Annotated in this window: 13 protein-coding genes; 9 read left to right on the top strand and 4 right to left on the bottom strand. The window is 64.6% G+C overall.

The annotated features are described in order from the left end of the window. Positions 1 to 11: 11 nt before the first annotated feature. Genes ccoO through ccoP form a run of 3 tightly spaced genes read left to right on the top strand, consistent with a single transcriptional unit; the run spans position 12 to position 1,773 of the window. Positions 12 to 743, top strand: coding sequence for a cytochrome-c oxidase, cbb3-type subunit II (ccoO, locus tag ACED18_RS04645; protein WP_377289452.1), 732 nt, complete (start codon positions 12 to 14; stop codon positions 741 to 743). Positions 744 to 754: 11 nt separating this feature from the next. After that, complete coding sequence (locus ACED18_RS04640) at positions 755 to 907, top strand: cbb3-type cytochrome c oxidase subunit 3 (RefSeq protein WP_377289450.1); 153 nt, start codon at positions 755 to 757, stop codon at positions 905 to 907. A gap of 2 nt (positions 908 to 909) precedes the next feature. Further along, positions 910 to 1,773, top strand: coding sequence for a cytochrome-c oxidase, cbb3-type subunit III (gene ccoP / locus ACED18_RS04635; protein ID WP_377289448.1), 864 nt, complete (start codon positions 910 to 912; stop codon positions 1,771 to 1,773). Between the two features lie 211 nt (positions 1,774 to 1,984). Here ccoP and ACED18_RS04630 read toward each other — a convergent pair whose 3' ends face one another. Continuing rightward, positions 1,985 to 2,377 (bottom strand): VOC family protein, encoded by a 393-nt coding sequence (locus tag ACED18_RS04630; protein WP_377289446.1) that lies wholly within the window; start codon positions 2,375 to 2,377, stop codon positions 1,985 to 1,987. Between the two features lie 141 nt (positions 2,378 to 2,518). On the opposite strand from ACED18_RS04630, the gene ccoG reads away from it, so the two are divergent. From ccoG to gndA, 5 genes are all read left to right on the top strand, one after another. Further along, positions 2,519 to 4,102, top strand: coding sequence for a cytochrome c oxidase accessory protein CcoG (gene ccoG, locus ACED18_RS04625; protein ID WP_377289444.1), 1,584 nt, complete (start codon positions 2,519 to 2,521; stop codon positions 4,100 to 4,102). Beyond that, positions 4,102 to 4,620: a FixH family protein gene (locus ACED18_RS04620; RefSeq protein ID WP_377289442.1), complete on the top strand. Its 519-nt coding sequence runs from the start codon at positions 4,102 to 4,104 to the stop codon at positions 4,618 to 4,620. Before ccoG ends, ACED18_RS04620 begins: the two co-directional genes overlap by 1 nt. Next, positions 4,617 to 6,908, top strand: a complete 2,292-nt coding sequence (locus ACED18_RS04615; protein ID WP_377289440.1) for a cation-translocating P-type ATPase — start codon at positions 4,617 to 4,619, stop codon at positions 6,906 to 6,908. Before ACED18_RS04620 ends, ACED18_RS04615 begins: the two co-directional genes overlap by 4 nt. Further along, positions 6,905 to 7,060: a cbb3-type cytochrome oxidase assembly protein CcoS gene (ccoS, locus tag ACED18_RS04610; protein WP_377289438.1), complete on the top strand. Its 156-nt coding sequence runs from the start codon at positions 6,905 to 6,907 to the stop codon at positions 7,058 to 7,060. The genes ACED18_RS04615 and ccoS overlap by 4 nt, the downstream gene beginning before the upstream one ends. Before the next feature lie 78 nt (positions 7,061 to 7,138). After that, entirely contained in the window at positions 7,139 to 8,569 is a 1,431-nt protein-coding gene (gene gndA, locus ACED18_RS04605; protein WP_377289436.1) for an NADP-dependent phosphogluconate dehydrogenase, read from the top strand. An 82-nt stretch (positions 8,570 to 8,651) separates the two neighbouring features. Here gndA and ACED18_RS04600 read toward each other — a convergent pair whose 3' ends face one another. After that, entirely contained in the window at positions 8,652 to 9,695 is a 1,044-nt protein-coding gene (locus tag ACED18_RS04600) for a LacI family transcriptional regulator (protein WP_377289434.1), read from the bottom strand. Positions 9,696 to 9,953: 258 nt separating this feature from the next. Here ACED18_RS04600 and ACED18_RS04595 point away from each other — a divergent pair, with 258 nt between their 5' ends. After that, positions 9,954 to 11,060, top strand: coding sequence for a TRAP transporter substrate-binding protein (locus ACED18_RS04595; RefSeq protein ID WP_377289432.1), 1,107 nt, complete (start codon positions 9,954 to 9,956; stop codon positions 11,058 to 11,060). A 280-nt stretch (positions 11,061 to 11,340) separates the two neighbouring features. On the opposite strand, the gene ACED18_RS04590 is transcribed toward ACED18_RS04595, so the two are convergent. Together ACED18_RS04590 and ACED18_RS04585 are read right to left on the bottom strand one after the other, a co-directional pair. Next, on the bottom strand, positions 11,341 to 13,134 hold the full coding sequence (locus ACED18_RS04590) for a TRAP transporter large permease subunit (protein ID WP_377289430.1): 1,794 nt from the start codon (positions 13,132 to 13,134) through the stop codon (positions 11,341 to 11,343). Next, positions 13,131 to 13,709, bottom strand: a complete 579-nt coding sequence (locus ACED18_RS04585; protein WP_377289428.1) for a TRAP transporter small permease subunit — start codon at positions 13,707 to 13,709, stop codon at positions 13,131 to 13,133. Before ACED18_RS04585 ends, ACED18_RS04590 begins: the two co-directional genes overlap by 4 nt. Positions 13,710 to 13,765: the final 56 nt, after the last annotated feature.

Here is a 13,765-nt window from a genome sequence, read left to right as displayed (position 1 = left end):
GGGCATGACCCATGTCCATTCTCGACAAACACGCGATCCTGGAGCGCAACGCGACGCTCCTCCTGGTCGGCTCGCTGCTCGTCGTCTCCATCGGCGGCATCGTGGAGATCGCACCGCTCTTCTACCTCGAGAACACGATCGAGAAGGTGGAAGGCATGCGGCCCTACACGCCGCTGGAGCTGGAGGGCCGCAACATCTACATCCGCGAAGGCTGTTATGTCTGCCACAGCCAGATGATCCGTCCGTTCCGCGACGAGGTGGAGCGCTACGGCCACTACAGCCTTGCGGCTGAGTCCATGTACGACCATCCCTTCCAGTGGGGGTCGAAGCGCACCGGGCCGGATCTCGCCCGTGTCGGCGGCCGCTATTCGGACGAATGGCACGTGCAGCACCTGACCGAGCCGCGCTCGGTCGTGCCGGAATCGATCATGCCGGGCTACAGCTTCCTGGCGACGACCGATCTCAAGGTCGAAAATCTGGCGGCGAACCTGAAGGCCAATGCCGATGTCGGCGTGCCCTATGACCATGCGATGATCGACAATGCCGAGGCCGATCTCAAGGCACAGGTCGATCCGAACGCGGATACGACCGGGCTCGAGGCCCGCTATCCCAAGGTGAAGATCGCCGATTTCGACGGCAATCCGAAGCGGTTGACGGAGATGGATGCACTCGTGGCCTATCTGCAGATGCTCGGCACGCTGGTCGATTTCTCCACCTACGATCCCGCAACCGGCTACCGGTAAGGAGCACCCCGATGGAAACCTACACTGCCATGCGGCATTTCGCCGACAGCTGGGGGCTGCTCGCCATGACGCTGTTCTTTGCGGGCGTCATCCTCTTCACCCTGCGTCCCGGCGGCGGAAAGGAAGCCGCCAGCGCCGCCGAAATCCCTCTGAAGGAGGATTGATCATGGCCGAGAAACATGTGGACGAACTGAGTGGCGTCGAGACCACCGGCCATGAATGGGACGGCATTCGCGAACTGAACAATCCGATGCCGCGCTGGTGGGTCTGGACCTTCTACCTCACCATCCTGTGGGCCATCGGCTATGCGATCGCCTATCCCTCGATCCCGCTGCTGACGGGATCCACCAAGGGGCTTCTCGGCTATTCCAGCCGCGCCGAGGTTGCCACCGAACTCGCCGATGCCAAGATGGCGCAGGCCGGGTTCATCGAGAAGATCGCCGCTGCCAGCGTCGATCAGATCGTTGCCGATCCGCAGCTCAGCCAGTTCGCGATTGCCGCGGGTGCCTCCGCCTTCAAGGTCAACTGCGCCCAGTGCCATGGCACGGGGGCGGCGGGTGGGCCGGGCTATCCCAACCTCAACGACGACGACTGGCTGTGGGGCGGCTCGGCTGAGCAGATCTACACGACGATCCTGCACGGCATCCGCTACACGCAGGACCCCGATACTCGTGTCTCGGAAATGCCGTCCTTTGCCGACTTGCTGACGCCCGAGCAGATGAAGCAGGCGGCGGCCTATGTGGTCAGCCTGTCGGACACGCCGTCTGATGCGGCGCTTGTCGGACCCGGCAAGCAGATCTTCGCCGACAATTGCGCGGCCTGCCATGGCGAGGACGCCAGGGGCAACCGGGATGTAGGCGCGCCGAACCTGTCGGACGCCATCTGGCTGAAGGGCAAGGGCGAGGCGGCGATCATCGCGCAGATGCGCGCACCCAAGCACGGCGTGATGCCGGCCTGGCAGGCCCGCCTCGGCGATACGACCGTCAAGGAACTCGCCGTCTTCGTGCATTCGCTGGGCGGCGGCGAATAGAGCATAATCCGACCCGAGTGAAACGAGGATCGACAAGATTATGCTTTAAAAAAGCGGGCTTAGAGCGCCGATCTGATCCTGTCAGATCGGACAGCGCTCCAAGCGCTCATACCGGGCCGGGGAGAGGCGAGGCCACGCGGGGAGACCTGCGTGGCCTTTTTGCCTGTCCGCCGCGATATGAGATGCCCGCCGCGAGGGGGTATGTCCGTTCTCAGGCGGACGGCGGTCCGGCGTTCTCCGTCCAGACGGCGAGTTCGTAGCCGTCCGAATCGGTGAAATGGAAGCGCCGGCCGCCGGGGAAGGTGAAGATCGGCTGGCTGATCGTGCCGCCGGCCGCCGTCACCCTGGCTTCCGCGGCTTCGATATCGTCGGCGTAGAGAATGACGAGGGGACCACCGCTTGCACGCACCGGTGCCGTGGTCGTCAAGCCGCCGGCCAGGCGCCCGTCGCGGAATTCGCAATAGGCCGGCCCGTAATCCACAAACTGCCAGCCGAATGCGCTCCCGTAGAAAGCCTTCGAGCGGGCGATATCGGTGACGTTGAATTCCACGTAGTCGATCCGGTTGTCGCGTGGCGGACGCGTGGTGGTTTCTGCGCTGGGCATCGGCTTCTCCCGCAAGTCTGATCCTGTTTTGTTCTCATTCCTACCATGCCCGCGCAAGCGCCACAATGCCGCAGATTGACTTAAGTCAAGGTGTCCGGCGGAGGTGCATGGGAGAAGGCTGTCACCACGAGGACATGCCCGATGAATCTCTACACCGCCCCCGATCTCGAAACCGTCGATGTCGAGCGCCACGATGCGCAGCCGGTCAATTCGGCAAAGCTGCGCAAGCCGCTTTACGAGAAGCGCAGGAAGATCTTTCCCAAGCGCGCCAGCGGACGGTTTCGGCAGTTCAAGTGGCTGGTAATGCTGGTCACGCTCGGCATCTATTACCTGACGCCCTGGATCCGCTGGGATCGTGGTCCTTATGCGCCGGATCAGGCCGTTCTGATCGATCTCGCCGGGCGTCGCTTCTATTTCTTCTTCATTGAGATCTGGCCGCAGGAGTTCTTCTTCGTCGCCGGCCTGCTCGTCATGGCGGGGTTCGGACTGTTCCTTGTCACCTCCGCCGTTGGTCGCGCCTGGTGCGGCTATGCCTGTCCGCAGACGGTCTGGGTCGATCTCTTCCTGGTGGTCGAACGCTTTATCGAGGGTGACCGCAATGCCCGCATCAAGCTCGATGCGGCGCCCTGGAGCATCGACAAGCTGTGGAAGCGGGCGAGCAAGCATGCGATCTGGCTGCTGATCGGGGTTGCGACCGGCGGTGCCTGGATCTTCTACTTCGCGGATGCGCCGACATTGCTTCTCAATGTGCTGACGGGCGCCGCCGCGCCGGTCGCCTACATCACCATCGCCATCCTGACGGCGACGACCTATGTCTTCGGCGGTCTCATGCGCGAGCAGGTCTGCACCTATATGTGCCCCTGGCCGCGCATCCAGGCGGCCATGCTCGACGAGAATTCGCTGGTTGTCACCTACAATGACTGGCGGGGCGAGCCGCGCACCAAGCATGCCAAGAAGGCGATCGCGGCCGGTGCCTCCGTCGGCGACTGCGTGGATTGCAATGCCTGCGTCGTCGTCTGTCCCATGGGCATCGACATTCGCGACGGCCAGCAGCTGGAATGCATCACCTGTGCGCTGTGCATTGATGCCTGCGATGGCGTGATGGACAAGATCGGCCGCGAGCGCGGGCTGATCTCCTATGCGACGCTCAGCGACTACGAGGCCAACATGGCACTGGCGCGCGGCGCCGATGGGGCGATCGACCCGACGCGGGTGCGGGACGCGAGCGGCGCGTTTACCGAAAAGCTCCGGCATTTCGACTGGCACGTGATCTTCCGGCCACGCACGCTTCTCTACATGGGGGTCTGGACGCTGGTCGGCGTGGGTCTGCTCATGGCGCTTTTGTCGCGCGACCGGCTGGAGCTCAACGTGCTTCACGACCGCAACCCGCAATTCGTGCTCGAATCCGATGGTTCGGTGCGCAACGGCTATGTCGTGAAGCTCCTGAACATGATCCCCGAGGAGCGTGTCATCACGCTGTCCATGGAGGGCCTGCCGGGTGCGGTGATGCGGATCGCCGGTCAGGCACCGGGCGATGGCCGCAGTTTCGCGGTGCCCGTCAGCCCCGACAGGGTGACGACGCTCAAGGTCTTCGTGACACTGCCGAAGGACGCGCTGTCCGACGTGGACGACGATGATGCGGGTCTGCGCTTCATCGCCGAGGACACAGCCAGCCACGAGCGGGAAATCTACAACGCCCATTTCAACGCACCGGGAGAAGAATGATGGCGAAAAGCATGGTTGAACCGCGCGAGAAGGTCTTTACCGGCTGGCACATGCTGGCGATCCTCATCGCATTCTTCGGCACGGTGATCTCCGTCAACCTGCTGATGGCCTGGTATGCGACCTCCACCTGGAGCGGCCTCGTCGTCGAAAATTCCTATGTCGCAAGCCAGGAATTCAACGAGAAGGCGGCGGAGGCCCGGGCGCTGACGGCGAGCGGCATCCGCACGACGCTTGCGGCCGACAGCGGATCGGTCACCTACCGGCTGCTTGCGGCCGACGGCACGCCGCTTGCCGGTGTTGCGCGCGTACAGGCCGCGTTCCGCCGGCCCGTGGAAAGCCACGAGGATCTGATCTTTGACCTGACGCCGAAGGGGGACGGAACCTATACGGCGACGCTCGCCATCAAGCCCGGCCAGTGGATCGCCGACATCGACACGACCGGCACGGATGCACAGGGCAAGACCCGCCGGCTTTACCGGGAGGCGGTACGGCTCGTTGTGACGGGAGGCCGGCCATGAGCTGCTGCGCACCGGGGACGGAAGCGGCCCTCGACATGGCCGGCGCGGGCGGTGAGCTACCGCCATCGGAGGAACTGCTGCTTGCCAGCCGCCCGCTCGGCAACGGCTGCCGCCAGATCGACCTCAGCGTGCCGGGCGTGCATTGCGGCACCTGTATCACGACGCTCGAGGGCGCGCTTGCGGGGCAGGCAGATCTTCTGAGCGCCCGCGTCAATCTCTCCACGCGGCGTCTCAGCGTCGTGTTTCGCGAGGCGGGCGAGGGCGGGCCGGTCGATCCGCGTGCCATCCTGGCCCCCCTTGCCGGCACGGGCTATGCCGTGCACCTCTTCACGCCGGGCGAGGAGGAGACCGACCGGGAGCTGCAGGGGTTGATCCGCGCTGTCGCCGTCTCGGGTTTTGCGGCGGCCAACATCATGCTGCTGTCGGTGTCGGTGTGGTCGGGTGCCGATCATGCCACGCGCGATCTCTTCCACTGGATCTCGGCGATGATCGCCGGACCGGCGCTGATCTATGCGGGGCGCTTCTTCTACCTCTCCGCCTTCCGGGCGCTCAGGCATGGCCGCACCAACATGGATGTGCCGATCGCGCTGGCCGTGACGCTCTCCTATTGCATGTCGCTCTACGAGACGATCCACCACGGTGCGCATGCCTGGTTCGATGCCTCCGTCACGCTGCTGTTCTTCCTGCTCATCGGCCGTACGCTCGACCATCTGATGCGGGGGCGGGCACGGTCGGCGATCAGCGGTCTGGCGCGGCTGATGCCGCGCTGCGCCATGGTGGAACGTGATGACGGCGCGCGCGAATACCGCGCGACGGCCGACATTCGTCCGGGAGATCGCATTCTGGTTGCGGCCGGTGACCGCATTCCTGTCGATGGAACCGTCCTGACGGGAGCAAGTGATCTCGACTGCTCGCTGGTCAACGGCGAGAGCGCGCCGGTGCCGGTCAAGGCCGGCGTGGCGGTGCAGGGGGGTACGCTGAACCTGACGGGCGCGCTGACGCTTGTCGCGACCGCATCGGCGCGCGATTCTTTCCTTGCCGACGTGATCACGCTCATGGAAGCGGCCGAGGGCGGACGCGCCCGCTACCGCCGCATCGCCGACCGGGCGGCGCGCTATTACTCCCCGGCCGTGCATCTCCTGGCGCTGCTTTCCTTCATCGGCTGGATGCTGGTCGAGGGCGACGTGCAGCATGCGATGCTGATTGCCGTTGCGGTTCTCATCATCACCTGCCCCTGTGCGCTCGGCCTTGCCGTTCCCGTGGTGCAGGTGGTTGCGGCCGGACGGCTCTTCGAGGGGGGCGTCATGGTCAAGGATGGCTCGGCCATGGAGCGGCTGGCCGAAATCGACACCGTGCTCTTCGACAAGACCGGTACGCTGACGATCGGCAAGCCGCGCCTCGTCAATGGCAACGCGGTGACGCCGGACGTGATGATGCGGGCTGCCAGTCTGGCGGCCGGCTCGCGCCATCCCTTGTCGATGGCGCTGCATGCGGCGGCCGGCGCACCGGTCCGGTCGCTCGAAACGCTCCGGGAGATTCCGGGCGGCGGCATGGAGGCCGAGATCGACGGTGCTGTCTGGCGGCTCGGCAGCCGCGCCTTTGCCGGCGGCTCCGAGCAGCCCGACGCCGGGGCGTTCTCGGAGGCGGTGCTGTCGAGGAACGGCACGGTGGCGGCGGTGTTCCGTTTCGAGGACCAGATGCGACCGGGCGTGGCCAAGGCGGTGGATGCGCTGAGGGACCGCGGGCTCGACCTTGCCATCCTTTCCGGCGACCGGCAGCCCGTGGTGGCGGAGCTGGCGCGGCGCCTTCGCATCGAGCGGTGGTTTGCGGGGCTTTCCCCACGCGGCAAGAGCGGGACGATCGAGGAGGCGAGCCGCCACGGTCACCACGTGCTGATGGTCGGCGACGGCATCAACGATGCGCCGGCTCTCAGTGCCGCGCATGTGTCCATGGCGCCGGCGACGGCGGCCGATGTCGGCCGGCAGGCGGCGGATTTCGTCTTCATGCATCAGGATCTCGGCGCCGTGCCGCTGGCCATCGCGGTCTCGCAACGGGCGGGCCGGCTGATCCGCCAGAATTTCGCGCTGGCCATCGGCTACAATGTCATCGCCGTTCCGATCGCCATTCTCGGCTATGCGACGCCGCTCGTGGCCGCCATCGCCATGTCGACCTCCTCGCTCGTGGTCGTCGTCAATGCGCTGCGGCTCAAGGGGCAGGGCGGTCTTCGGCGCGACCTGCGCAATGCCGATAGCGCCGGCATTCCGCTTGGCGGGGAGCGCGTCGCATGAACACGCTGGTCTATCTGATTCCGGTCGCGCTTTTTCTCGGCGGCCTCGGGCTCTTTGCCTTCCTGTGGTCGTTGAAGAGCGGCCAGTATGACGATCTCGAGGGGGCGAGCTGGCGGGTGCTGGATGATCAGGACGATCGGCCAAGGCTCTGATTTCCCGTAAACATGCCTTGTCCCAAATCGATTCAGGTGCCACAACACGCGCGACAAAAGTCAAACGGAGGCTTACACGTGGCACAGGCGGAAATCGGGCTTATCGGACTTGGCGTGATGGGCGCAAATCTGGCGCTCAACATTGCCGAGAAGGGCAACAAGATCGCCGTTTTCAACCGGACGGTCGAACGCACCCGCGAATTCGTGCAGGAGGCTGGCGCGCTCAGCGATCAGGTGATCGGCTGCGAGACCATTGAAGAATTTGTGGCGGCCATCCGTCCGCCGCGGCCGATCATCATCATGATCAAGGCCGGCGACCCGGTCGACCAGCAGATGGCGCTGCTCAAGCCGTATCTCTCGGCCGGCGACATCATGATCGATGCCGGCAATGCCAATTTCCGCGACACGATGCGCCGTTTCGATGCGCTGAAGGATTCCGGGCTCACCTTCATCGGCATGGGCGTTTCCGGGGGCGAGGAGGGCGCGCGCCATGGTCCTTCTATCATGGTGGGCGGGACGGAAGAGTCCTGGAAGCGCGTGGAGAAGGTGCTGACCTCGATCGCCGCCAAGTACAATGACGAGCCCTGCGTGGCCTGGCTCGGCGAAAACGGCGCCGGCCATTTCGTCAAGACGATCCACAACGGCATCGAATATGCCGACATGCAGATGATCGCTGAAATCTACGGCATCCTGCGCGACGGCCTGAAGATGAGCGCCGACGAGATCGGCCAGGTCTTCGGCACCTGGAACAAGGGGCGTCTCGAATCCTACCTGATCGAGATCACCGAAAAGGTTCTCCACGTCGCCGACCCGATCACCGGCAAGCCGATCGTCGACATGATCCTCGACAAGGCCGGCCAGAAGGGCACCGGCAAGTGGTCGGCGATCGAGGCGCAGACCATGGGCATTCCGGCCACGGGCATCGAGGCGGCCGTTGCGGCGCGTTCGATCTCCTCCATGAAGGAAGAGCGCGAGGCGGCTGAAAAGGTTCTCGGTCTTCCCGCCGTCGCGCCGCTTGCCGTCACCGACAAGGCGGCGTTCCTCAAGGATCTGGAAGACGCGCTGCTGGCCGGCAAGATCGGTGCCTATGCGCAGGGCTTTGCCGTGATGGCGGGTGCCTCGAAGGAATTCGGCTGGAACCTCCCGATGCCGACGATCGCCCGTATCTGGCGCGCCGGCTGCATCATCCGCTCGCAGTTCCTCGACGAGATCACCTCGGCCTTCACCAAGGCGCCCGATGCTGCCAACCTTATCGTGACGCCGGCCTTTGCGGGTCTGGTGAAGGAAACCGATGGTGCGTTGCGCCGGGTGGTTTCGGCGGCGGCGCTCGGCGGACTGCCGGTTCCGGCGCTCGCCTCGGCGCTCGGCTATTTCGACAGCTACCGCCGCGGCCGCGGCACGGCCAACATCATCCAGGCGCAGCGCGACTTCTTCGGCGCGCATGGCTTCGACCGCGTGGATGGCGCCGACAGCCATCACGGTCCCTGGGGCAGCGGGCTGGGCGGCTGAGCCTTTCCGCCAGCGGTGCTTGTTATTGCGGGGTCGCCATTTCTGGCGGCCCCGTTTTTGTTTCGAGGGGCGCGGCGGCTCTTCAGACGGTGCTGAGGGATTGCAAGGCATCGGCATTTTCCCCGTCAATACGCGCCAGGACGGCGCGGGCAAGTTCGCGGCCCGCAAGGCGGAAGTCCTCGTGGATGGTGATGAGGTCGGGGCGCAGCCAGCGCAGCACGTCGTTGCCGACCTTGCTGACCACATCGACATCAGTACCCAGACGCAAGCCGGCGAGGTCGAGAGCGGCGACGAGCGCCGTTGTGCTGGATGAGGCCGAGGAGATGAGGGCATCGGGGGCACCGTGTTTGCGAAGCATCACGGCTGATCGGTCACGGATCGTCTCCAGCGAATCGTCGGAGTTCATGTCCTCCATGATTGCGCCGGTGAGGCCGAACGCCGCGAGGCCCTTTTCGAAGCCGCTTTTGAGGTGCGTGAAATAGGTGAGATGGGACGGCGGCGGCAGGAGCAGGACGTGGCGCCGGCCCCGCCCGGCAAGCCGCCGGACTGCCTCGAAGGCGAATGCCTCATTGTCGAAATCGTGGAACGGATGCTCGACGCCCATTTCGGTACGGCCATGGGTCGCGAAGGGAAAGTCGTGCTCCAGCAGCAGGCGCACGCGCGGGTCGTCCGGCTGCGTGCGCGAGAGGATGAGGCCATCGGCCGCTCCCGTCTCGAGGATGTGGCGAACCGGGACGAGGGGGTCTTCGGTCTGCTTGTAGGGGGAGACCATCAGGTGGTAGGGCGTCGCGGCAAGCACCTCGGATATGCCGAGCACGACGGGGCTCGTGGCGCCCATGACCTCGTCTTCCAGCGACATGACGAGGCTGATGACGAAGGTCTTTCCGGTGCGGAGCCGAAGGCCGGCGCGGTTTGGATGGTAGCCAAGGTCGCGCGCAACCTGCCGCACGCGCGCCTTGGTGTCCATGCCGATATCGGGGGCATCCTTCAAGGCGCGGGAGACCGTGGTGACGCCGAGCCCGGTGAGGTCTGCAATCGATTTCAGGGTGGGCCGCGAGCGCGTTGACGGGCTCGTGCGGTCTTCTGCCGCCGGATCGCGCTTCGGTCCTGGAGGAATTGTCGTCATGCCGAAAGCCTAGCGCAAAGACGGTACGGGTCTAAGGGAGATAAAGGGTGAAGCGGGATTTTGCCCCGAGGCCGGAGCATTAGACAAAAGTCGAAAATAGGCCATTCTGCCCGCGCTGGACACAACTCCTCCGTTATGTAACGGTGGCAGGGTGCTGGTATTTTAGAACTGGCTGCAACAGGTTGCTGCGTCCCCTGTGGGAGCATGGGGCGCGTCTTTCCCGGTGGGGGAAAGTCCTGGCGGATCAAGGGAGGAAACATGGATCGCCGTCTATTCATCAAGCGTGCAAGCCTCGGCGGATTGGGGGCTGCGGCCGCTTCGACGCTGGCTGCGCCGGCCATTGCCCAGAGCACCCCGAAGGTGAACTGGCGCCTGACTTCGTCGTTCCCCAAATCGCTCGACACGATCTATGGCGGCGCCGAGGTCATCTCCAAATATGTCTCGGAAGCCACCGACGGCAATTTCCAGATCCAGGTCTTCGCGGCCGGCGAAATCGTGCCCGGCCTGCAGGCGGCCGATGCGGCGGCTGCCGGAACGGTCGAGGCCTGCCATACGGTGTCCTACTACTACTGGGGCAAGGATCCGGTCTGGGCGCTCGGCGCGGCCGTGCCGTTTGCGCTCAACGCGCGCGGCCATAACGCCTGGCAGTATCATGGCGGCGGCATCGACATGTTCAACGAGTTCCTGGCGACCCAGGGCCTCGTCGGCTTCCCCGGTGGCAATACCGGCGTGCAGATGGGCGGCTGGTTCCGCAAGGAAATCAAGACCGTCGCGGACATGCAGGGCCTGAAGATGCGTATCGGCGGCTTTGCCGGCAAGGTCGTCGAAAAGCTCGGCGTCGTGCCGCAGCAGATCGCCGGCGGCGACATCTATCCGTCCCTCGAAAAGGGCACGATCGACGCGGCCGAATGGGTCGGCCCCTATGACGACGAAAAGCTCGGCTTCTACAAGGTCGCGCCCTACTACTACTATCCCGGCTGGTGGGAAGGTGGTCCGACGGTGCATGCCATGTTCAACAAGGCGGCCTTCGACGGCCTGCCGAAGGCTTACCAGTCGCTGTTGCGCACGGCCTGCCAGGCGGCTGACGCCAACATGCTGCAGAAGTACGACTGGCTGAACCCGCCGGCGATCAAGCGTCTGGTGGCTGCCGGCGCCAAGCTGAGCCCGTTCTCGCCGGAAATCCTGTCGGCCTGTTTCGATGCGGCCAACCAGGTCTATGCGGACATGGAAGCCAAGAACCCGACCTTCAAGAAGATCTGGGAGTCCATCAAGGCATTCCGTGGCGAGTATTACCTCAATGCGCAGATCGCCGAATACAATTACGACACGTTCATGATGATCCAGCAGCGCGGCGGCAAGCTGTAAGCTGGCATCCATCAACGCTACGACGAAACCCGGTGCCGGAAACGGTGCCGGGTTTTTCATGTCCGGCCGTGTGCGTGCCGGGCGAGGCGCGCGCTCGCTGCGGTGGCGCGTGCATCCGTGTGGGAGATGCGAAAGACGCGATGGTCGAAGACCTGTCCGTCCTACGGGATGTTTGAAGCGCATACCTGTCTCCTGCAGCCGAATGCCTTCATCATAAGCGACAGCCGCCCCGGGTGGATCGGGGCGGCTGTTTTTTTGTTTGCCGATATCGCCTTGTCCGTCAGTTGAAGGCGGGCGGTGCCGAGAGGTCGGTGGCGGGCTTCTGCTGCGGCTGGCCGGAAGCGGGATCGGAGCCTGCTGGAGGGGTGCCGCCGAGGCCGCCGGGAAGGCCGTTCAGCCCGCCGGGCAGGCCGAGACCGCCGCCATTGTCGGTGCCAAGGCCGGGCAGGCCGCCATTGGTGCCGAAACCGGGGACTTCGATCTTGATCGTGTTCGGATCGACCGTTGCACCCGTTCCCTTGTAGTGCATGACCATCTGCGGGAACATGATCGTCAGCGCCACCATCAGGATCTGGATGCCGACGAAGGGCACGGCACCCCAATAGATCTGGCCGGTCGTCACCGGTTCCATGCGCTTTCCGGTCACCTTGTCGAGATAGGGGACCTTGGCGGCGACCGAGCGCAGGTAGAAGAGCGCGAAGCCGAAGGGTGGGTGCATGAAGCTGGTCTGCATGTTGATGCCGAGCAGCACGCCGAACCAGATGAGATCGATGCCGAGCTTGTCGGCCGCTGGCGCCAGCAGCGGGACGATGATGAAGGCGAGCTCGAAGAAATCCAGGAAGAAGGCCAGGAAGAAGACGAGCAGGTTGACGGCGATGAGGAAGCCCGTTTCGCCGCCGGGCATGGAGACGAGCAGGTGCTCGACCCAGAGATGGCCGTTGACGCCGTAGAAGGTGAGCGAGAAGACGCGCGCACCGATCAGGATGAAGAGCACAAAGGCCGACAGGCGCGTCGTTGCTGCCAGCGCCTGGTTGATCACGTCGAGCGACAGGCGGCGCTTGGCGGCCGCCATGACGAGGGCGCCGACGGCGCCCATGGCGCCGCCTTCGGTCGGCGTGGCGATGCCGAGGAAGATGGTGCCGAGCACAAGGAAGATCAGCGCCAGCGGCGGGATCAGCACGATGATGACCTGCTGGGCAAGGCGCGACATCATGTTGATCTTCGCGCCCTTGTCGATGAGCGCGACGGCATAGATGAAGACAACGCCCGCCGTGGCACCAAGAATGTCGGCATTGGCGCCGTGCGTCGGATACAGATAGACGTGCGCGGCGTAGGCGAAGAGGCCGGCCACGACGAGGGCGACGGCGAGCGACGTGACGCCCGCGCCAAGGGTGCGGGCCTCCAGCGGCAGGGCCGGCATGGAATCCCGCTTCAGGAAGGTCATCAGCAGGATATAGGCCATGTAGAGCCCGGTCAGGACGAGGCCGGGGATCAGCGCGCCGGCATACATGTCGCCGACGGAGCGGCCGAGCTGGTCGGCGAGAACGATGAGGACGAGCGAGGGCGGGATGATCTGCGCCAGGGTGCCTGAGGCGGCGATGACGCCCGAGGCAATGCTGCGATCATAGCCGTAGCGCAGCATGATGGGCAGCGAGATGAGGCCCATGGCGATGACGGAGGCTGCGACCACGCCGGTCGTTGCGGCCAAAAGCGCGCCGACGAAGATGACGGCATAGGCGAGGCCGCCGCGGATGGGCCCGAAGAGCTGGCCGATCGTGTCCAGCAGGTCTTCGGCCATGCCGGATTTCTCCAGCACGATCCCCATGAAGGTAAAGAAGGGGATGGCGAGCAATGTGTCGTTCGACATCACCCCCCAGAGCCGTTCCGGCATGGCATTCAACAGCGGCCAGGAGAGGTTGATGCTGTCGGACAACGGCGCGAGCTCCACGCCGATGATGAAGAAGAGCAGACCGTTGGCCGCAAGCGCGAAGGCGACCGGGTATCCCATCAGCAGGAACACGATCAGCGACACGAACATGATCGGCGCGAGGTTTTCAGCGATGAACTCGATCATCCGTGCTTCTCCCCGGTCGGCGTGTCCATGTCGAGCGGCGCATGGGTGGGAACGTAAGGGGCGGGATCATCGATGACGCCGCGCATAATCGCGATCTTCTTGATGATCTCCGACACGCCCTGGGCGGCCAGAAGCAGGAAGCCGGCGAGCAGGATGGCCTTGGCGGGCCAGATGATCAGGCCGCCGGCGCTGGAGGAGACCTCCTGCGAATGGAAGGACATGGTCACATAGGGGACGAGATACCAGATCATCAGCAGCACGAAGGGCATCAGGAAGACGCAATGGCCGAAGAGATCGATCCAGTGCTGGGTGCGGCGCGAAAACTTGCCGTAGACCACGTCGATGCGGATGTGCTCGTTCTGGCTCAGCGTATAGGCGGCCGCCAGCATGAAGGCGCCGCCGAAGAGATACCACTGGGCCTCCAGCCAGGCATTGGACGAGACGTTGAAGATCTTTCGCACGATGGCGTTGCCGGCGCTGACGAGCACGGCGACCAGAATAAGCCAGGCGACCGACTTGCCGATCCACTCCGTGATCGTGTCGATGACCCGGCTCAGGCCGAGTAGTGATTGCATGTGAGCCTCCCCATCCGGCCTTATCCGTTGCCTTGCCGGACGTTCTCATGAGTGCC

The sequence above is a fragment of the Rhizobium sp. SG2393 genome, from assembly GCF_042610495.1.
GTDB lineage: Bacteria > Pseudomonadota > Alphaproteobacteria > Rhizobiales > Rhizobiaceae > RU20A.
Note: the sequence above shows the minus strand (reverse complement) of the source record. Positions and strands in the feature narration are given on the sequence as shown.